Source organism: Aquicella siphonis (genome assembly GCF_902459485.1).
Lineage (GTDB): Bacteria > Pseudomonadota > Gammaproteobacteria > DSM-16500 > DSM-16500 > Aquicella > Aquicella siphonis.
In genome coordinates, this window is the sequence record NZ_LR699119.1 from 2,179,475 (window position 1) to 2,199,529 (window position 20,055).

Genomic DNA, 20,055 nt, shown 5'->3' on the forward strand with positions numbered 1-20,055 from the left:
CTCCCGGCAAATTTATGCTACCCTCTCACGCACTCAACCTGCTCAAAAGGACAACCCGAATGACTAACCTCATAGAATTAGAAGCAACCGTCAGCAAGCTTGCCGCCAAAGGCAAAGGCATATTGGCTGCTGATGAAAGCACCGCTACCATCAGCAAGCGGTTCCAGGCCATTGGCATTGAATCCAACGAAGATAGCCGCCGCGCTTACCGCGAACTGCTCATGACCACGCCGGGCTGCAATCAATATATTGCCGGCGTCATCCTGTTTGAAGAAACCCTGAATCAGAAAACAAGCCAGGGCATCCCGTTTCCGGAAGCCCTCAAAAACCAGGGCATTTTACCAGGCATCAAGGTTGACAAAGGGCTGGTCCATCTCGCCAACACCGTGGATGAACAAGTAACCCAGGGCCTGGATGGACTGGCGGAACGACTGACCGAATACAAAACCAAAGGCGCCTGTTTTGCAAAATGGCGCGCCGTTTACGCCATTTCCACCTCCACTCCCAGCGCACTCGCAATTGAAACCAACGCGGAAGTGCTGGCGCGTTACGCCGCCTTGTGCCAGGAACACGGCATTGTTCCGATTGTTGAACCGGAAGTCCTGATTGACGGCGACCATACCCTGGCGCGCTGCGAAGAAGTATCCGAACCTGTTTTACATGCAGTATTCAACGCCTTATACCGTCACAAGGTCAAACTGGAATACATCGTCCTCAAGCCCAGCATGGTGATTAATGGCAAGGCTTGCCCGCAAAAGGCCAGCGTGAAAGAAGTAGCCGAAGCGACACTCCGAGTGCTGAAGCGCACGGTCCCGGGCGCTGTTCCCACCATTAATTTCCTCTCCGGCGGCCAAACCCCTGAACAATCCACAGCCCATCTGAACGCCATGAACCAGTCCGGCCGTCTCCCCTGGAACCTCAGCTTTTCCTATGCGCGCGCGCTGCAGGACTACGCAATGAAAGCCTGGGCCGGTCAGCCTAAAAACATTTCCGCAGCCCAGGCCGCATTCGCAAAGCGGGCAAAGCTGAACAGCCTGGCCGCAACCGGTACCTATGCCGAGACCATGGAAAAAGAAGCTGTTTCACACGCATGACATCTGCGCGGCGGAATAACGCATCCTGTTGTCCCGAGTATGTAAAAGCCGGAACAACAGGAGAGTTTCTTACGCAGGCACTTCAACAAGGATAAGCGTATGTCAACTACGTATGTCAGCACGATAGATGCCAAGGAAGAATTTTCTGAACTGATCAACCGCGTTTCACATAACAAGGAACGCATACTGTTGACCCGCCGCGGGAAAGAAGTCGCGGCCATCGTCCCACTGGAAGATTTTCAGTATCTGCAGGAATCACAAAATAAACTGGATCTCGACGAAGCGGTAGAAGCTTTGCAGGAAGCGAGAAGCCAGGGCACCATGACGCTTGAAGACCTGAAAGCCGAAATAGGTTAGGTAACCGTGGCACAAACACCTTATCATGTAAAAATTGCTCCGGCAGCACAGCGGCATATCCGTGCCCTGCCTGCCAAAAATCAAAAAACCATCATCAAACTGATTGAAGCGCTGGCCATCAATCCCCGGCCGCCCGGGGTAACGAAAATTGAAGGCATGACGGGGCTTTATTCTGAAGATGTTAACCATCACCGTCTGATCTACAAGGTTGAAGAACAGGAAGTCCTGTTGCTCATGGTGAAATAAGCTCTTTCTCCGCAACCGCATCCATACACCATCACAATGAGGTTTGCCGCATGACTGACTCCCGGATACCCCTGCTTGTACTGAGCTCTTCTTCGCCGGCAAGACGCGCCTTGTTGAAGCGCCTGCCTTTACCACACGCCGTGTTTTCGCCGGATATTGATGAAACACCGCTGCCGGATGAAGATGTCAAAAGCATGGTACGGCGGCTGGCGGAACTCAAGGCAAGAAAAGCAGCCTCCGCTTTCCCGGGCGCGCTGGTGATTGGCTGTGATCAGGTCGGCATCCTGGAAGACACCGTATTATGCAAACCGTTGACGCACGAAACCGCTGTGCATCAACTGCGCCGCATGAGCGGGAAAGCGATCCGGTTTTACACCGCGATCTGCCTGTTTGATACCCGCAACCAACAACTTCAATCCGCGATTGAAATCTATGATGTGCATTTCCGCGAATTATCAGACGCCCGGATCAACCAATACCTTCAGCATGAAAAACCCTATCACTGCGCCGGCAGCTTTCAGGCCGAAGGATTAGGCGTTGTCCTGATCAATCAATTTCATGGCGATGATTATACCGCGCTGATAGGCCTTCCTCTTATCCGTCTGGTGGACATGCTGGAAAAAGCCGGCGTGAATCCACTGGGAGAATAACCGCTGCAACCGAACCGGAACTCGGCCGGGGATTATTTTTGCAGGGCATTTTCGCCGTCATACTGGCAGCAATGCTCTTCAGGCACTTCTATGACACTGCCAGTGACTGGATTGGGGCGAAAGACTGTGCATCCCTTTAATCCCAGCGCATAAGCCTGTGAATAGACGTCAATCAACTGTTCAAAGGGAAAATGCCGGGGGATATTGATGGTTTTTGAAATCGCATTATCGATATGCGGCTGTACCGCCGCCTGCACCTGCAGATGCGCCGCCGGCGGCAGCGTATCCGTATCCATCCAGCCCGGCGGCAGGCTGTCAGTCTCCGGGTGGTTGCTGCGCCAAAGATAATACGCATAATCCTGCACGCGGAACGAGACGGCATCACCCTTGCGCATGCGCATGTGCCGGATATATTCCGCGCGAAACACCGGCTCAATGCCATTGGAAACATTGTTTGCAAGCAGACTGATGGTGCCAGTGGGCGCAATGGTGTTGTGGTGGCTGTTGCGCACGCCAAATTTGTCCAGCCCGGCGCGCAATGACGCATCCAGCGACTGTACAAACCTGCCTTGCAGATATGATCTGGCATAAGCAGGAAACACGCCTTTTTCATGCGCAAGTTCGATGGATGTCTGCCAGGTCGCATCCGCGACCCGCTTCATCACGTCACGCGCGAACGCCAGTGATTCCGGACTTCCGTAGCGTATGCCCATCATGATCAACATATCGGCAAGGCCCGTCACACCCAGCCCGATGCGGCGCGTGGCGAACGCCTGCTGCCGCTGCGCCCTGAGCGGATAACGCGACACCTCAATCACATTGTCCAAAAAACGCGTTGCGACCCTGACTGTTTCTTCCAGGGCGTTCCAGTTGATAGCCGCACCGGCGGAAAACGGCGCTGTCACAAACTGCGTCAGGTTAACGGCACCCAAATCGCAGGCGCCGTAGGGAGGAAGTGGAATTTCACCGCAGGGGTTAGTCGCGGCTATCCGCTCGCAATACCACAGGTTATTCATGCGGTTGATGGTATCGCTGAATAATACCCCCGGCTCCGCATATTCATAGGCAGAACGAATGATTTTTTCCCACAAATCCCGTGCGCGGAGAGTACGGTAAATTCTGCAAGGGACGGGCCCAGGCGCACTTCCCCATTGACGGAACACCACCCTGCCTGCCTCACCTTCCGTTTCCACGGGAAAAACCAGCTGCCATTCCGCATCATTTTTAACAGCGGCCATGAAATCATCCGAAACCATGACAGACACATTGAAATGCCTGAGCTCACGCGGATCTTCTTTCGCGGTAATGAATGCCTCTATATCCGGATGATCACAGCGCAAAACACCCATCATGGCGCCGCGGCGCGTACCCGTTGACAGCAACACCCCGCACATCGCATCCCATATGCGCATGAATGACACCGGGCCGGAAGCCTGAATTCCCGTCTTTTTGACCGTGTCCCCGAATGGGCGCAACACGGAGAAATCATACCCCACACCCCCGCCTTGCTGCAGAGTCAAAGCGCCTTCCTCCAGGGCATCGAATATGCCCGTCAGCGAATCAGAAGCGATATTCATGACAAAGCAGTTAAACAGAGTCACCTTGTGACGCGTGCCCGCGCCCGCCAGGATGCGGCCGCCCGGCAAGAAGTGAAAATTCTCCAGTATCCGGTAAAATTGCCGCTGCCACTCACGGCGTTCAGGCTTGCGCTCTACCCCCGCCATGGCCCGGGCGACCCGCCGCCAGGTATCTTCCACAGATTGGTCAACAATTTTCCCGCCGCACTGATACCGGTATTTATTTTCCCAAACTATCATGGAGATAGGTTCATTCAGGGTTTTCATCATCCCCCCTCGGCAGCCACCTATTTATTATTTTAACACGCGCAGACGTATCCAAGCGGAATCCAGGGCGTTCTCCCTGAAAACTTCCTTGCCGCACCCCGCCGGGAACAAATTCATTAAAAATAAATAAAAAAGTGGGAACCTCCCCTTGAACTGGCTGCTATTGCCCCTATATAGCTCTTGTGCCTACCAATTGGCCTATAAATTGATGACTAATTAAATTAAATGGAGAGACTATACTATGTCCAAAAATACTCCGAAGATTCGTCCATTATCTGATCGAATCGTTGTTGAACCCAAAGAAGTGGAATCCAAAACCGCCGGCGGGATCGTGATCCCCGACACCGCTGACAAAGACAAGCCCATGCAGGGCACGGTTCTTGCCATTGGTAACGGCAAGTACATCGACGGCAAAATGCAGCCGCTGCAAGTCAAAGTGGGCGACCGCGTGCTGTTCGGCAAATATGCCGGCACCAACATCAAGCTCGAAGACAGGGAATTTCTTGTCATGCGTGAAGAAGATGTCATGGGCGTTATTGAGTAACCAATTTATCAACTAGCTACTATTCAAGAGGAAAAAAATCATGGCTGCTAAAGAATTACGATTCAGCGAAGATGCCCGCCAACTCATGCTTGCCGGCGTGAGAGAACTGGCCGATGCCGTACAAATCACCATGGGCCCGCGCGGTCGCAATGTGGTGATAGACAAATCCTTTGGTGCTCCGCTGGTCACCAAAGACGGCGTAACCGTTGCCAAAGAAATTGAATTCAAGGAAAAATTCAAAAACATGGGCGCCCAGATGGTCAAGGAAGTGGCTTCCCATACGTCTGATGAAGCTGGCGACGGCACCACCACCGCCACCGTGTTAGCCCGGCAAATCTTCGTCGAAGGTTTGAAGGCCGTTGTTGCCGGCTACAACCCCATGGATTTGAAGCGCGGCATTGATAAAGCTGTTGTCGCCGCCGTCGAGCAATTGAAAAAGCTGTCCGTGCCTTGCAAGGATGACAAAGCCATCGCGCAAGTCGGCACCATTTCCGCCAACTCCGATGAAGAAATCGGCCGCATCATTGCGGATGCCATGGCGAAAGTCGGCAAGGAAGGCGTCATCACGGTTGAAGAAGGCTCCGGCTTGAATAACGAACTCGACGTGGTTGAAGGTATGCAGTTTGACCGCGGCTACCAATCGCCATACTTCGTCACCAACCAGCAAAACATGTCTGCCGAGCTGGACAACCCACTAATCTTCATCACCGACAAGAAGATTTCCTCGATTCGCGATTTCATTCCCGTGCTCGAAGCCGTTGCCAAGTCAGGCCGCCCCTTGTTGATCATTGCTGAAGACGTGGAAGGCGAAGCGCTGGCCACTCTCGTGGTCAACCACATGCGCGGCATTGTGAAAGTCTGCGCCGTGAAAGCACCGGGCTTTGGTGACCGCCGCAAGGAAATGCTGCAAGACATCGCTATCCTGACCAAAGGCCAGGTCATTGCCGAAGAAGTGGGCCGCACGCTGGAATCCACCACCCTGCAGGATCTGGGATCCGCAAAACGCGTACACATCACCAAGGACAATACCACCATCATTGATGGCGCCGGTGACAAGAAAGACATCCAGGACCGCGTCAAGCAATTAAGAGCCCGCATGGAAGAAACCACTTCCGATTACGACCGCGAAAAACTGCAGGAACGCGTTGCCAAACTCGCTGGCGGCGTGGCTGTTATCAAGGTTGGCGCAGCTTCCGAAATCGAAATGAAGGAAAAGAAAGCCCGCGTTGAAGACGCATTGCACGCAACTCGCGCAGCAGTCGAGGAAGGCGTGGTGCCTGGCGGCGGCGTCGCATTGATACGCGTGATGCAGTCACTCAAAAACACCAAGGGTGACAATGAAGCGCAAACCGTGGGCGTACAGCTGATCTGCCGCGCTCTCGAAGCGCCTGTTCGTCAAATCGTCGGCAATGCCGGCTACGAAGCTTCCGTTGTCCTCAACAAGATTGTTGAAGGCAAAGGCAATTACGGCTTCAATGCCGCGTCCGGCGAATATGGCGACATGCTGGACATGGGCATCCTGGATCCCACCAAGGTGACACGCACCGCGCTGCAACAGGCTGCATCCGTTGCCGGCATGATGATCACCACCGAGTGCATGATCACCGAACTGCCAAAAGAAGAAGCCCCTATGGGTGGACACGGCGGCGGAATGGGCGGCATGGAAGGCATGATGTAATTCAAAAAACTGTTGCCCCCGCACTTGTTGCGGGGAAAAACCCCGCCGCGGCGGGGTTTTTTTTTGCCCTGAATCCAGGCACCGCTGCCGGGCGTGCGCATATAATTCCTGTAAAACCATAACCATGCCATTCCGTTTGATTTATCTGGTCTATAATTAAAGTAATACCGCCGGTTAAGGGTAGTTAAGGTTAATTTAATTTGAAAAGCCTATTGTTAAGATAATAAAGATAAAAAATATTCAATTTTTAGAGCATGAGGAGAAATCAGGTGCTGAGAATGCAATCACCCACATTGCAGGAGTTTTATGATGCCCTGGGAAGTGAAGAACCATTAAAAGATGTCCATCCTGATATTTTATTCGCGCAAATGAAAGCTGAAGAAGTACCGCTAGCCAAACAAATTCTGGCGAAAATATCCCCCGCTGAAAAACCAGAGTATATTCTCGGCATCTTGGGCAGCCCGAACGTCAGCCTGATTGACAAGTTCAATGAGTTTTTACTTCCCGTCATTGAACAGGATTCTCCACCCCTGGATCTGCAAACCAAAACTCAGTTATTGTATGGATTGACAAAAGACATAAAGGGAAATTCTGCGATTGCGGCATTTAACCAAATGCTCGCGCCAGACCAGCCCGCCACTTCCGCAGAACCTGAAACAGATTTACAGCCTTACTACGAAGCCGCGCTCCGCGCTTGCCGGGACACGCTGCAAAAAACCGCTGCCTCACAAACCCGCCTGGAAAGCAGCAGATCTGCGCGCAGCATACCACGGCCACTGCGCCAGACAGCCAGAGAAGCGACAAGCAAATTGGCTGTCACTAAAGCCATGCTGCAAAACATTTCACTATTGAAACAAGCACTGGACGAAACCCATGAAAATGACACCCAGAGAAAACTGGCTGAAATAGAGCGCATACTGGCTGAAGAAAAACAAAGAAAGACCCTGACTAAGAAGCAGCGTCAAGCCCTAAATAAATTATATAGATCTTATCTGGAAACTCTCTCTGTGGAACTGCGGCAAGCCAGCGCCATTTTGTTTCTGAATATTCCCAAGGAAGAATTATCCAATATCAAAGAACCGCGCCCGGAATCGATACAGCAATTAACCCGTGCTTATAACACCCTGACCAATTATATCACCGAAGAAATCACTTTTGCTGAATCCAAGGCACAGAGAGCGCTCATCATGGAACGATGGGTGGCCATCCTGCAAAGAAGCATGGAGTTAGGGAATTTCACCATCGCTTCTGCCATACAGGCATCGTTTGATGCCGTGCCTATCGCTCGTTTCAATATTACCGATGATTTATCTGACACGGCAAAACAAGTACTCGAGCATCTGCGGTATGACGGGAAAAGCGTGACTTCCTTTTTCGGCCTTCGTATCAGCCAGGACAGACAAGACCAATACATCCCTCATTACGGCTGGTATATCTCCCTGTTTACCATAAACGATGGGAAAGTAGATGAAACACAAGGCAAGGAATTGATAGAAAGGCTTAATCTTGCCGATAAAATCATTGAAAAAAAGGATTGGACAGATGCAGTCATGCTGCTGGATGGCTTGCTTGCAAAACACAAAGAATCCTTGGAAAAAAACGGGCTTCATGAAACATACACACAAGAACTTGCAAAACTGGTGCGAGAGCGAAAAGAAGCGGATGTCAAAATCGCAGAAATTGAAAAAAGAATTCTTGCTGCACACGCCGCCCCCGCGGAAGCAAAAAGATTAAGGGAACAGGAACTGGAACCATTAAAACTCCGGAAAATCGAGCAGGATGAAAAACTGGCAGAGTTAAAAAACATGATGCGGGAACATATCGCTGAAATTAACCCTCAAGATCTCGTCATCAAGGAACTTGAAAAAGCCAAGTCTCAACAAAGAACCGACCTGGAAGAAGTCAAATCCGACCTGGCCGAAATATCAAAACAATTAGGCGCGCTATCATCAGAAAAAAAACGTATTAAAGACCGTATCGCTGAAGGTAAACCCCAGGAAGGAGATCAGGAACGGCTGGAGGCTATCGGCACAGAATTCAAAGACACACTGAATAGAAACAAACGCCGCCTGGAACAGCTCAATCAATTACTGGTTGACGGCAGCGAACACATGCTTTCGGATGACAAGGATTTTTGGGCAGGCGAACTCAAAAAACTTGATGAAAAATACCAGAATGCCTACGCCGGATTCAAAAAGGCCAACGATGAAGTCATAGAGGAATTATCAAGAAAACAAAAAGCGCTGCTCCCCAAGCCCGCCGCCGCCGCACTTTCCCCCTTTACACGCAGCGTCATGGAAGGAAGATCAGATGAAGAAATACGCGTGGTCGAAAAAAGATGCGAGGAACACAGCAAACCGTACAAAGATGATGCGGTTTACAAATCTGCCAAGTGCGACATATTACAAAAGAAAAATTACAAAAAATTCATTCTGACAGAAGAGAGTTCCGCGGTTAAACAAATCACTGGCTTGCTGAACCTGGTTTTCAGGGAAAAAGATGAACTCATCAAACAATTAAAAGAAAAACAATCCCATGTTGAGCCAGCCGAATTAAAACCCCTGATCACGGGCATATATGTCACACTTGGTAACGGAAACATATCGCCGCTTGAAAAACTCGAATTTCTGCGCGAATCCATGCAAAAATTTGACGCGCAAAAACACGGAGAAATCCTCGACATTCTGGTCAAACTCGCTCGCCTGCATGAAAATATTTGCGGCATGGCTGCGCAGCAATCTTCGCATACTCTGGAAGGGTTAAGAACAGTACGAACTGAAGTCCCGATTGACGTAAACGAAGCCTATATTCGTGAACTCATTCAAGGCCACCCGGAATGGCCTCCTTCTTTGCGTGTAAAAATGATTGAAACAGCGTTTGCATATCCCGCTGTACAGGAATTTTTAAGGCATCCTGATAACCAATCCCTGTCCGGAGAATTGACACGGGCATATGCTGAAGCACAAGAAAAATCCGCCGGTGAGAAAAAAGCTGTTTCAACCGCTGCAGCGACCACCATACCCCTGGCGAAGAGAAAAAAATCAAGATTTTTTCCTCGAAGAGAAAGCCATCTGGCTACACTGGACATCAAACAGTATCTTGATGGCAGGCTGAAAAACATAGAAAGAATGATGTATGACGACCACAACCCTTGTTGTGAGGAATTGCAAAAATTACTCTCTGAAGAACCTTATGCGGCTTCTGTCAGAAAACAATTGAAACAAGACCACCAAATGTTTACCCGCTTCCAGCGGCTTTATGAACAATCTGCCGATATGATGGCAGATTCGCTGGTCGCATACGACGCACAATTGTTTTCACAATTGAACACCCATGAACTTTACCGAAATCCCGCCAAAGATGCGCAGCCCACCGTACAGCCTTGCGTGGACTTGCTTAACAGATTGAGCGGGTATGTGATAGACGATATACAAAGCCGAACCTCGCTCAATGAGCGCACCCTGGCACTGGAACACTGGATAAGAATTGCATATAAATGTCTTCATCACTCCAATATTCCCGACATGCATCTGGCGTTTTGCTTTTCAACGACGTTTTCAAACGCTGGCATCTCGCGCTTGAAAACCGCCATGCTGGGATTGTCTCCGCAAGCCAGGGAAATGCTGAATGACATTGATGCAATCACCTCCCCTTTTGGCAGCTTTAAAAATGCGAGAAGCTTTTTGACAAGCCATCCTCACGCTTGTCCCAGCATGAGTCTTGTTTTCACTGATATGGAGTTTTTCGCGCAAGGCAATCAGGATATCCATCCGCAGATCTTTCATGATACGCAAAATTATGTGGAAAAACTCAAAGCAAGAGTCTCTGAAATCCATCAGAGACAGGAAAAATGGAAGTTTGCGCCTGATCCACTACTCATACAGTCCATTCATGCTTCTCATCACACCGGATCCGAGCAGGCGGAAAAAGCCTCAAGACTGCAAGCCAGCGAAGAGTTGCAGTCTCACAGCACATTATTGACTGAATTTAATCTCTTTCCCCAGTCCCGTATGAAGTCCGAAGCGACAACGGCAGCCACCCTCGTTCAACCACCCCAGGCACCTCGATCCCGGCCAGACAAACTGATTATCATCCTCCACGAAGAGAATCATCAACAACTTTCCCGGCTGGCATTCCTGCCCGGCTGCGAGTTTGTGCTAGCCAGCGACTTGCCGCATCCGGGTCTGCCAGGCAATCCCAGACAAGTCGCACGTAGCGGCATCATCCTGGACGGCAAATCACTGGATACCCTTTTGGATGAAAAAAGGCAGTCGTACTCCGCATCACAAGAAGAAAAAATCAAATTGTATTCGCTGGTGGTGTATGGCGACGAGCGCACGATTGACCTTGACAGAATTTCACCCGCTGCCAGAGAGAGAATTGAACGCACAATCAAGGAAGGCACATTTGTTGATACCTACTTTGAACAGGCGAAGCCGCTGCTTGAGAAACATTTCACTGCTCTGTATCTGCAGGAACAGCTCAAGGTCCCGCAGCGCAACATCATCGATATCGAAGAATACGCCCGGGCTGTTGTCAATAATACCCAGCATTACCTGCTGGATACGCAAAATCTCACGGACGATGATCCTTTGAAAAAAGCCATCGCCATGCTTTATCTTGCGCTGACACAGCCAGACTTGTTCACGCCATCGATAGCCGGTGAAAATACGATCGCTGATGACGGTAAGACCAGACTGGAAAAAAAGAGCCGGTGCGATGCCATGGAAAAAATGCTGACCCGCCTGGATGAAAGCGATTTGCAAATACTCAGGGACTGGCTGCAATCGCCGCTGCCAGACGCACCAATCGGCGAACCCAGTCAAGACAGGAAACCGACAAGAACATTATTCGACAGCCTGCCTGAAACCGTCAAAGAACCGCTGGGCAACCAATATCAACGCGATATCATGCTCGCCCGGACTGTCAGTGAAACCTATCAAACCGAACATGATTTTATCCGCCAGATGCAGGCTTTTGTTAATCACTTTTGTGACGCCAGCGGCAACCTCAAGCCGGATTCCGAATTTTTGGCTGCACACGAGCGCAAGCTGAGCGCCAAGGAACGTGCCTTGCTGGCATACTTTCTTGAACCCTACAAGATACTCGCGCGCGATACGCTAGGCCAGCAACCGGCAAACAATTCCGAAGCTATACGAAATTTTTCAAAAATGCTCGCGGAAAACCCGGAGCGTAATCAGGCTTTCATTGCCGCTGCGGCCAATCAGCTTGTATTTCAAGCCTTGATCACTCACATTTCCAAAGATGCTTTCAAGCCGGTTCCTTTCGTACGCAGCGGCAACCGCGAAGCCGATGCCGACTATGTGCAAACCAATGCTTTCCTTCCCACGGCTGACTTTCCCATCATGCCCGTGCAGCGCATGCCAAGAATTGGATTATTGAGCCGGGAATTGAACAAATACGCCCCGGCAAAGCGATAGAGATGCCATCCAGGCCATTCAATCTCTCGCGGATCAGGTCGCAACAGAGTCACAGGAATATGTCTCGACAAAAACCAGCAGTGTCGGCACCCAGAATAGCGACAACATATATCGATCCCTGCAAGACAAAGTCAATGCCGGCCAAAACGATTCCATCCTTCAATCCGAACGTTTGATTCTGGACAAGCTGGAGACACTGAAGGCGCGCGACCCGAGCCAGATTCCTGCCATTCGCGACGCCATACGCGAGCTGGCGAAATACGCGACGGAGAAAAATACCGACAGCGAAATGGATGTATACCGAAAAAATCAAATCAATGACATTCTTTCCGCCTTGTCCGGAATGGATTCGCTAGAAAAAATGATACGCTATCTCAGAGAAAAACATGAAGCCGAACCCCGGTTACATGAACGCCAAGGCACACACCTCCGAAGCGGCGACGCAAAAATCGTCAGGCTTCTGAAAGCATTGCATACCGCCCTGCAAAAAGCGACCGGGCTAGAACTGTCTGAGAGACAAACGATGGACATTCCCAAGGGCAGCACGGTGCAAGCTTCCGCCAGCTTCATTCCTATGTCCGAATCCATTCCAGAACCATCGAGCACTGCCACCCTTCTTCCTGCATTCACCTCTTCTTTGCACACACACACCTCTCCTCTGCTCACGCAGAGTTTTTTTGCGCACGAACGCTCGGGCTCTTACCCTCCTCTCCAGCAACAACTGCAGGAGACTCCCCTCCGGGAACGCTCCCAGGAAGAAATTCTGAGGAGCACAGTTATGGCGCTGGATTCGCTCATACTCACACTGGGCAGCATCCACCAACAGCTGGAACACACTTCAAGCCTGTTACAGTCTGTGCAGTTTTTTGCGCCAAAAGCAGTCACAGCAAACGAGGGGGTTACCCAGGGATTTGTTATTGATCGTAAAAGTTTTCACTAAGAAATGGATATCGTTTATAGCCCGTAGAGATTGCCTATAGCGCCAATCAGGAAATAAACAAAGGGCGACATGACCACTGAAAGCAAGCCGGTAAACATCAGCAGGACAAGAATAAAAAAGCCGTATGGCTCAATCAGGCTCAGCGTGTAAGCCGCGCGGCGGGGCAATACCGCTTCCAGCACCTTGCCGCCATCCAGAGGCGGGAGCGGAATAAGATTCAACACTCCTAGGACCACATTGATCATGATACCGGCACCACCCATGTAAACCAATGGCACACCCAGCCACTCGCTTCCGCCCAGATCGGCCATTTCTCCCAATTTCGCCACCAATCCCCAGAAAAGCGCCATCAGCAAGTTGGACAAGGGGCCCGCCAGGGCGACAAAAGCCATGTCCCGTTTGGGATGGCGCATGTTGCGAGGATCTACCGGCACCGGTTTGGCCCAGCCAAAAATAAAGTTGCTGACCATGAGCATTAAAAAAGGAATGGCAATGGTTCCAATGGGGTCAATATGCTTGGCCGGGTTCAACGTGAGCCGACCGGACAGCCTGGCGGTCTGGTCGCCAAACAGGGAAGCCACATAGCCGTGCGCCACTTCATGAAGAGTAATGGCAAAAATCAGAGGCAACACCCATACTGCAATTTTCTGTACAACGGTTAAATCGGTCATAGTATGCAAAGTATCCATTATCTTATGACCGTTCTCAAGCAAGAGATGAGTAAAAAACAGATATTTTGCGATAGAATGTTCCGTCTTCGTAAAAGTGGCGCAAACTTCAATTTCCCTTTACGATTAGCACCACTTGAATGATGATCCCGTCAGGATATGTTGTGACACTGTTTGATTATAAAATTATTGCCGCTCTGATCATTTTTTTATTGAGCGCAGCCTTTGCGCTGTATCCATTAAAGAAAAAGCGCGCGCCCCGGCACACGGAATCCGTTGAACTGGGAGAAGCCCTCGCGAGCGGGATTTTTCTGGGCGCGGCGCTGTTTCACATGCTGCCTGATGCGATTGAACTGTTTGGCCGTCTTTATGACAACCTGACTTACCCCTTGCCTGAAGCCATTGCTGTGCTGGGTTATTTACTCATGTTGCTGCTTGAACGCTTTTCCAGCGGATCCATGATCACCTCTTCCCGAAACGCCGTTCCTTATGTGCTGGCCATTGTGCTGATTATCCACGCCCTGACAGAAGGCGCCGCTCTCGGCATAGGATCCACCTTGCCGGAAACCCTGATGTTATTCATTGCCATCATTGCGCACAAAGGTTCAGAAAGCTTCGCGTTATGCGTCACGCTGTTGAGACACCAGCTGCCTTACCGACGAATTTTTCTGGTAGTCATCTTCTTTTCACTCATGACACCCGTTGGAATCAGCCTGGGCGCGGCCATTCATCAATTTACTTTTTCCAGAAGCGGAGAATGGGCCGCCGCGGTGTTCAACGCGTTTGCGGCAGGAACGTTTTTATATATATCCACTCTTCATCATATTCACTTTCATCAGCATTCCAGGGACACCCAGGGCTTGCTGGAATACCTGAGCCTGGCCGCCGGCGTTGCCGCCATGGGCTTGATAGCCTTGTGGACATGATCACGGAACCGCAGGAGACAGAGACAGATTCCTGCGGCAGCCTCACCCCGGATCAGAAAAAGGTGTTAAATCAATCCCAATTCCTTGACTGCGTCGCGCTCCTTGCGTAATTCGTCCAAGGTAATCCGGATTTTCTCTTGTCCAAAATCGTTTTGCGCCAAACCGGTAATAACCTTGAGCTTTCCACCCTCGGTGCGGCAGGGCACGGAAAAAATCAAGCCTTCATCAATGTCGTATTCACCCTGGGAGCAGCGGGCAACAGAGAATGTTTCACCCTGCACGGTATCATGTGTCAGGTGATAAACCGACATTAATGCGGCGTTAGCTGCTGAGGCGGCGGATGATGCACCCCGCGCCTTGATCACAGCCGCGCCGCGTTTTTGTATCATGGGAATGAAATCGTTTTGCAGCCAGTTCAAATCGGTGATGACTTCCGGGGCCGGCTTGTCATTGATTTTTGCATGATAAAAATCAGGGTATTGAGTAGAAGAATGATTGCCCCAGATCGCCATTTGCGTCACGGCCGTGACATCCACTCCCGCCTTGATGGCGAGTTGGGTACGCGCGCGAAACTCATCCAGCATGGTCATGGCATAAAAACGGTCGCGCGGCACGTCCGGCGCATTATTCATCGCGACCAGGCAGTTGGTATTACAAGGATTGCCCACGACAAACACACGCACATCTGCCGCAGCATGATCATTAATTGCACGGCCCTGGCTAGTGAAAATTTTCCCATTGATATTCAGCAGATCCGAGCGTTCCATTCCATCCTTGCGCGGCATGGAACCGACCAGTACCGCCCAGTTCACGTCTTTCATGGCTTCATTGACATCGGCGGTGGTAGTGACTTTTTTAAGCAGCGGGAAAGCACAGTCTTCCAGCTCCATCTGCACGCCTTGCAGCGACGGGAGCACGGGCGGAACCTCCAGAAGATTCAATTCAACTTCGGTTTCCGGGCCGAACATCTGGCCTGAAGCGACACGGAATATCAGCGCATAACCAATCTGCCCGGCCGCGCCGGATATGGCTACTTTGACTCGTTTCGACATGAGAGGCTCCTTAATCATTAAATAAACAACAATGCTATAATGCCGGCTATTCTAACGTGAAAATCCTGGTTGTATATGCTAATTTTTTCCAGACCGCTTCCTCTCAGCCTCTATATCCATATTCCCTGGTGCGTGCGCAAATGCCCGTATTGTGATTTTAACTCCCATCAGGCCCAATCCTCCCTGCCTGAGGATTTGTATGTCGCCGCCCTTTTGCAGGAGCTGGACAGCCGCTTGCCCCTGATACAAAACCGGCCCCTGAAAAGCATCTTTTTTGGCGGCGGCACGCCCAGCCTGTTTTCCGCGCAAGCAATAGGAGGGATACTGGAGGGGGTTGCCAAGCGGATCGCGGTTTCCGGCAACCTGGAAGTCACCCTGGAAGCCAATCCCGGAACCATAGATCAACCCCGCTTCCGCGGTTTTCGCGCTGCCGGCATCAACCGCCTGTCCCTGGGCATTCAAAGCCTGCAGGATGAAAAACTCAGGATTCTCGGCCGCATTCACGACCGCGCCAGCGCCATACAAGCCGTTGCCCGCGCCAAAGAGGCGGGATTCCGCCATTTCAACCTCGACATCATGTACGGCCTGCCGGATCAATCTCTTGAAGATGCCCGGCAAGATATTCAAACCGCCCTGGATCTCGCGCCAACGCACTTTTCGTGGTATCAGCTGACCCTGGAACCCAATACCGCGTTTTACCGGCAACCGCCGCCGTTGCCATCCGATGACGCCGCCTGGGAAATGCAGCTGGCCGGACAGCAGATTCTGAGCGAAGCCGGTTTCCGGCAGTATGAGGTTTCAGCTTACTCCCTGCCGCGGCAGGAATGCGCGCATAACCGGAATTATTGGGAATTTGGCGATTACCTGGGCATAGGCGCCGGCGCGCACAGCAAAATCACAGACCATGAATCCGGGATCATCAGACGTTTCTCGCAAGTCCGCCACCCCAAGGATTATCTGGATGCGCGCAAACGCCTGAACCTGAATACCTCCGAACTCCGGGAGCCAGATATTATTTTCGAATTCATGCTGAATGCCTTGCGGCTCACCCAGGGCGTGCCTGCGGACTTGTTCACCCGCCATACCGGTCTGCCCTTGCAGCGAATTGAACCTCTGCTGACAGCCGCGAGACAGCGGGAACTCCTGATTGAAGATACGGAGAATTTATGCCCTACGGAGCTAGGCAAAAAATTTCTCAATAACTTGACTGAAATGTTTTTAACCGCTTCATGACAAGCTGACACGCATCAATCATCGCACAAAAACTGACCGCAATATTTATCAGTAAAGTGGTACGAAATACCCAGCGCGATCAGACTGACGGTGCTGACCCGCGTGCTGATCTGCACGGTGTTATAGGAAAGATCTGCCACCCAGCTTTGATTAATGTTATATGACGCGCCTATGCTCACCGTGGGCGAGAATTTGTTTTTGTAAGTATTCACACCGCAAGTCTGCGGCGGATTGGCTGTCAGATCAAACGTGGGATTCAGACCGCCGGATGTGGTGATATAAGAAAGAGCCATGCCCGCCTTGCCATAGATATCAAAGTAGTTTCCAAAAGGAATAATACCCTTGGCCACAATATCAACGTCTCGAACACGCAAGGAATTGCCCGAACAAGTGTCCACCCCTTTCGAGTCATACTTGATCTGGGAAAAAAAAGTCAAACCGCCTTCAATGGCTGCAAATCTGCTGAATTGGTTTCCCATAAAAACACGGGTACCAAACTGGGTAGAGCGGGGTGAAGCTGGCGTGGTCTGTAATGCGTTGGGATTGTCAACCTGCACCATCTGGTCTCCGCCGCTATTGGTCGCGGGGCCCATCATCAAGCCCATGTAAAAACCATTGCCAATCGCATAAGTGTTTAGAGCCAGTCCGCAAGAGACGGCGGATATCAGAATCTGTTTATAAATTCCTTTTCTCATTTTATCTTCCCCGAGAATGCTGATTGGTTATCAGCTTAAGTGAGCAGGTAACCAAAGTCTAGTTATTGTCGCCGCAACCGGCCATGGACTGGTTTGACATTAACGCTCAATGACCTGCCCGCCGCAGGCAGAATAACAGGTATTGAAGGACGTTGTACAATCACAGGATCGGGAGTTTTTTAACTCACAGATACGCTGACAATATTTTCGGCCGTACATGCACTTGGCTATGCATTTTTTATCCGCGGCAGAATGAGGCGGCACATAAGAATATTCCTTTTGAAACAGCTTATGACACCCTGAGAGCAGCACTATCAAAATGAGCAGGGATACTATGGAGTATAAGCGGAGCATGGTGACCACCTTCCTGTGTAAGTTTGAAAATTCTAACCAAGTCACCGATGTTCAGCAATCTGTCTGCGCTAATATTTTTAACGCAGACAGTATCAGAAGAATTAAACCACGGACATACCGTCTGGCTTATTGCTTGTCACAGAACGCCACACAGACGTCCCGCTGTAAAACCTGGCCGCCGCAGGCTGAGTAACAGGCATTGTAAGTCGGACCGCAATCACAGGAACTGTTGCAGGAATAGCTGCGATCAAAATCACTGACCGTTTTCTTTACTTCCTTGCCTTGTTTCCTTCTTTCATGTTTGTATTGTTCGTATTCATAAACCGCGTCTTCTCTTGCGCGCGCCCGGCACGTTTCATTATTCATCCGGCACATTTGTTCACAGGCATTGCGGCCTTGTATACATTGCGCCGTACACATCTTGCCTACACTGGATTTGGGCGGCACGTAGGCATACTCTCTTTTGTAAACCGGTCCGCACGCAGCCAAAATACCGATTAATGCGAAAATGGATAATAGTGCAAAAACATATTTCATTTTTTCCTGTCCTCACTCATGCGTGTAAAATAAAGTGCGCAAATTCTATACTGACCCGAATGAATAGTCCAGCAAGTCGTCTGAAATCCAGCCATTCCGTCAACACAGTTGAAATTCACCTGAAGGGATCATTCATCCTGACATTTTGCAAACCGCAAGTCCCGGATTTCCCGCCCTTCGCGTATCGCTCTTGCCTCGAAGCGCGTGATAACAGGCCGCTGAGTGGAACGCATTGCGAACTCACCCGGCCCGGCCAGATTGATTAACTGCGGCTCCAGCGAAAGCACTCGCATCATATGCCGGGCATAATCTTCCCAATCTGTCGCCAGATGCAAAACCGCGCCTGCCTTGAGCCTGGCCGCGACCAGTTTGACAAAGTCCGGCTGGATCAGCCGGCGCTGATGATGCCTGCGCTTGGGCCAAGGATCAGGGAAAAATATTTGCACCCCGTCCAGACTGCCTGGGGGTATGCATTTTTCCAGCACGTCAATCACATCGCTGTAATACAGACGAAGATTGGTCAATCCGTTGGCCTGTATCCCCTGAAACACGGCGCCAATACCCGGCTGATGGGTTTCCACACCTATGTAGTCCACCTCAGGGTGTGCTTTTGCCAGGGCTAGCAGCGATTGCCCCGAACCAAATCCGATTTCGAGAAAACAAGGTGCGCTGCGGCCAAAAATGTCTTTATAGTCAATCAGACCGGCATCCGGTCTCAACCCATAGCGGGGCCAGCATTCTGCAAACGCGCGTTCCTGGGCATCCGTGCGCCGCCCGCGCGGGACATAACTGCGGATTCGAAAAATTTTGGATGGCTTATCAGGCATATATCATGAATACTTGTTTTGTTTTTCAGCTTCTTTCATCAGCTGTTGATAACTGGCATATCGTCCGGGGCTGATATTACCATTCTTCACTGCTTCCTGCACCGCACATCCAGGCTCGACCACATGCAGGCAGTCGCGAAATTTACAGCCCTTGAGAAATGCCTGGAATTCCCTGAATCCCCGCAACACCTCTTGCCGGGATACCGCCCACAGATTGAATTCTCGCACCCCGGGTGAATCAATCAGCTGGCCGCCCTGAGGCAGGTGATAAAGCCGTGTAGCCGTTGTTGTGTGCTTGCCCGCGCCTTTGGGAGACACTTCACTAGTCCGGATCGCGTGACCGCCGGCCAGCACGGATATGATAGAAGACTTCCCCACCCCCGACGGCCCCACCAGAACAGCTGTCTTGCCCTTCAGGCACCATTCCAGATCAGACAGGCCTTCACGGGTATAAGTGCTAGATAATATTGATTTGTATGGGATTTTTCGGTAAGGCTCCAGGCGTGCCGCCGCCTCTTCCCGCCGCTCCGGATCCAGCAGATCCACCTTGTTGAGGACCAGTACCGGTTGAATATCCAATAATTCCGCAGCCACCAGATAACGGTCCAGCAGGTATTCGGAAAAAATCGGCGGGGGCGCCATGACCAGCACGATAATGTCAACATTGGCGGCGACAGGCTTGCTTTTGCCGCGCGCATCCCCCCGGGCCAACAGTGAACGGCGCGGCTCAATCCCCATGATCACGCCGGATTCTTCGGTTTCAAGCTGCCAGACCACTCTGTCGCCTACGACAGGAAGCTCCTGATTACGGCGCAAATGACACTGAAAAACTTGCCCATCTTCAGCTTCCACTGCCACACTATTCCCGAAATAGGAAATCACGAGACCTTTTTGTCCGGACATCTGCTGTTGTTCAACTGGTTTTGTCATTTGCACGTTATTTACAGGTTTTATTGAGGGATACATCAT

At 50.9% G+C, this 20,055-nt stretch carries 17 protein-coding genes; 10 read left to right on the forward strand and 7 right to left on the reverse strand.

Going from position 1 to position 20,055, the window contains the following annotated elements; genetic code table 11:
• Positions 1-59 precede the first annotated feature (59 nt).
• The 4 genes from AQULUS_RS10085 to AQULUS_RS10100 all read left to right on the forward strand — a co-directional run bounded on the left by AQULUS_RS10085 (position 60) and on the right by AQULUS_RS10100 (position 2,347).
• Positions 60-1,094: a class I fructose-bisphosphate aldolase gene (locus AQULUS_RS10085; protein WP_148340025.1), complete on the forward strand. Its 1,035-nt coding sequence runs from the start codon at positions 60-62 to the stop codon at positions 1,092-1,094.
• Between the two features lie 99 nt (positions 1,095-1,193).
• Entirely contained in the window at positions 1,194-1,451 is a 258-nt protein-coding gene (locus AQULUS_RS10090) for a type II toxin-antitoxin system Phd/YefM family antitoxin (RefSeq protein WP_148340026.1), read from the forward strand.
• 6 nt (positions 1,452-1,457) lie between these two features.
• A complete protein-coding gene (locus AQULUS_RS10095) occupies positions 1,458-1,697 on the forward strand; it encodes a type II toxin-antitoxin system RelE family toxin (RefSeq protein ID WP_148340027.1) in 240 nt (79 codons plus the stop codon).
• A gap of 50 nt (positions 1,698-1,747) precedes the next feature.
• A complete protein-coding gene (locus AQULUS_RS10100; RefSeq protein ID WP_148340028.1) occupies positions 1,748-2,347 on the forward strand; it encodes a Maf family protein in 600 nt (199 codons plus the stop codon).
• A gap of 32 nt (positions 2,348-2,379) precedes the next feature.
• Here AQULUS_RS10100 and AQULUS_RS10105 read toward each other — a convergent pair whose 3' ends face one another.
• Entirely contained in the window at positions 2,380-4,194 is a 1,815-nt protein-coding gene (locus AQULUS_RS10105) for an adenosylcobalamin-dependent ribonucleoside-diphosphate reductase (RefSeq protein ID WP_197737314.1), read from the reverse strand.
• Between the two features lie 238 nt (positions 4,195-4,432).
• Here AQULUS_RS10105 and AQULUS_RS10110 point away from each other — a divergent pair, with 238 nt between their 5' ends.
• The 4 genes from AQULUS_RS10110 to AQULUS_RS10125 all read left to right on the forward strand — a co-directional run bounded on the left by AQULUS_RS10110 (position 4,433) and on the right by AQULUS_RS10125 (position 12,794).
• A complete protein-coding gene (locus AQULUS_RS10110; protein WP_148340030.1) occupies positions 4,433-4,735 on the forward strand; it encodes a co-chaperone GroES in 303 nt (100 codons plus the stop codon).
• A 40-nt stretch (positions 4,736-4,775) separates the two neighbouring features.
• Complete coding sequence (gene groL, locus AQULUS_RS10115) at positions 4,776-6,413, forward strand: chaperonin GroEL (RefSeq protein WP_172622820.1); 1,638 nt, start codon at positions 4,776-4,778, stop codon at positions 6,411-6,413.
• A 278-nt stretch (positions 6,414-6,691) separates the two neighbouring features.
• The gene (locus AQULUS_RS10120) at positions 6,692-11,854 is read left to right on the forward strand and encodes a RasGEF domain-containing protein (protein ID WP_172622821.1); all 5,163 of its coding nucleotides are present in this window, start codon (positions 6,692-6,694) and stop codon (positions 11,852-11,854) included.
• A 172-nt stretch (positions 11,855-12,026) separates the two neighbouring features.
• Entirely contained in the window at positions 12,027-12,794 is a 768-nt protein-coding gene (locus AQULUS_RS10125) for a hypothetical protein (protein WP_148340033.1), read from the forward strand.
• Between the two features lie 14 nt (positions 12,795-12,808).
• On the opposite strand, the gene AQULUS_RS10130 is transcribed toward AQULUS_RS10125, so the two are convergent.
• The gene (locus AQULUS_RS10130) at positions 12,809-13,465 is read right to left on the reverse strand and encodes a site-2 protease family protein (RefSeq protein WP_148340034.1); all 657 of its coding nucleotides are present in this window, start codon (positions 13,463-13,465) and stop codon (positions 12,809-12,811) included.
• A gap of 161 nt (positions 13,466-13,626) precedes the next feature.
• Here AQULUS_RS10130 and AQULUS_RS10135 point away from each other — a divergent pair, with 161 nt between their 5' ends.
• Positions 13,627-14,388: a ZIP family metal transporter gene (locus tag AQULUS_RS10135; protein WP_172622822.1), complete on the forward strand. Its 762-nt coding sequence runs from the start codon at positions 13,627-13,629 to the stop codon at positions 14,386-14,388.
• A 65-nt stretch (positions 14,389-14,453) separates the two neighbouring features.
• On the opposite strand, the gene AQULUS_RS10140 is transcribed toward AQULUS_RS10135, so the two are convergent.
• The gene (locus AQULUS_RS10140) at positions 14,454-15,440 is read right to left on the reverse strand and encodes a malate dehydrogenase (protein ID WP_148340036.1); all 987 of its coding nucleotides are present in this window, start codon (positions 15,438-15,440) and stop codon (positions 14,454-14,456) included.
• A 75-nt stretch (positions 15,441-15,515) separates the two neighbouring features.
• On the opposite strand from AQULUS_RS10140, the gene hemW reads away from it, so the two are divergent.
• On the forward strand, positions 15,516-16,673 hold the full coding sequence (gene hemW / locus AQULUS_RS10145) for a radical SAM family heme chaperone HemW (protein WP_148340037.1): 1,158 nt from the start codon (positions 15,516-15,518) through the stop codon (positions 16,671-16,673).
• A 14-nt stretch (positions 16,674-16,687) separates the two neighbouring features.
• Here hemW and AQULUS_RS10150 read toward each other — a convergent pair whose 3' ends face one another.
• The 4 genes from AQULUS_RS10150 to rsgA all read right to left on the reverse strand — a co-directional run bounded on the left by AQULUS_RS10150 (position 16,688) and on the right by rsgA (position 20,016).
• Entirely contained in the window at positions 16,688-17,368 is a 681-nt protein-coding gene (locus tag AQULUS_RS10150; RefSeq protein ID WP_148340038.1) for an outer membrane beta-barrel protein, read from the reverse strand.
• Positions 17,369-17,848: 480 nt separating this feature from the next.
• On the reverse strand, positions 17,849-18,259 hold the full coding sequence (locus tag AQULUS_RS10155; RefSeq protein WP_148340039.1) for a hypothetical protein: 411 nt from the start codon (positions 18,257-18,259) through the stop codon (positions 17,849-17,851).
• 128 nt (positions 18,260-18,387) lie between these two features.
• Positions 18,388-19,086, reverse strand: a complete 699-nt coding sequence (gene trmB, locus AQULUS_RS10160) for a tRNA (guanosine(46)-N7)-methyltransferase TrmB (protein WP_148340040.1) — start codon at positions 19,084-19,086, stop codon at positions 18,388-18,390.
• 3 nt (positions 19,087-19,089) lie between these two features.
• A complete protein-coding gene (rsgA, locus tag AQULUS_RS10165) occupies positions 19,090-20,016 on the reverse strand; it encodes a small ribosomal subunit biogenesis GTPase RsgA (protein ID WP_172622823.1) in 927 nt (308 codons plus the stop codon).
• Positions 20,017-20,055: the final 39 nt, after the last annotated feature.

Bases quoted from the DNA above. Each gene is read 5' to 3' on its own strand.
- AQULUS_RS10085 (WP_148340025.1), top strand. From the start codon at position 60: ATGACTAACCTCATAGAATTAGAAGCAACCGTCAGCAAGCTTGCCGCC.
- AQULUS_RS10090 (WP_148340026.1), top strand. From the start codon at position 1,194: ATGTCAACTACGTATGTCAGCACGATAGATGCCAAGGAAGAATTTTCT.
- AQULUS_RS10100 (WP_148340028.1), top strand. From the start codon at position 1,748: ATGACTGACTCCCGGATACCCCTGCTTGTACTGAGCTCTTCTTCGCCG.
- AQULUS_RS10105 (WP_197737314.1), bottom strand. From the start codon at position 4,194: ATGATGAAAACCCTGAATGAACCTATCTCCATGATAGTTTGGGAAAAT.
- AQULUS_RS10110 (WP_148340030.1), top strand. From the start codon at position 4,433: ATGTCCAAAAATACTCCGAAGATTCGTCCATTATCTGATCGAATCGTT.
- groL (WP_172622820.1), top strand. From the start codon at position 4,776: ATGGCTGCTAAAGAATTACGATTCAGCGAAGATGCCCGCCAACTCATG.
- AQULUS_RS10120 (WP_172622821.1), top strand. From the start codon at position 6,692: ATGCAATCACCCACATTGCAGGAGTTTTATGATGCCCTGGGAAGTGAA.
- AQULUS_RS10130 (WP_148340034.1), bottom strand. From the start codon at position 13,465: ATGACCGATTTAACCGTTGTACAGAAAATTGCAGTATGGGTGTTGCCT.
- AQULUS_RS10140 (WP_148340036.1), bottom strand. From the start codon at position 15,440: ATGTCGAAACGAGTCAAAGTAGCCATATCCGGCGCGGCCGGGCAGATT.
- hemW (WP_148340037.1), top strand. From the start codon at position 15,516: ATGCTAATTTTTTCCAGACCGCTTCCTCTCAGCCTCTATATCCATATT.
- AQULUS_RS10150 (WP_148340038.1), bottom strand. From the start codon at position 17,368: ATGAGAAAAGGAATTTATAAACAGATTCTGATATCCGCCGTCTCTTGC.
- AQULUS_RS10155 (WP_148340039.1), bottom strand. From the start codon at position 18,259: ATGAAATATGTTTTTGCACTATTATCCATTTTCGCATTAATCGGTATT.
- trmB (WP_148340040.1), bottom strand. From the start codon at position 19,086: ATGCCTGATAAGCCATCCAAAATTTTTCGAATCCGCAGTTATGTCCCG.
- rsgA (WP_172622823.1), bottom strand. From the start codon at position 20,016: ATGACAAAACCAGTTGAACAACAGCAGATGTCCGGACAAAAAGGTCTC.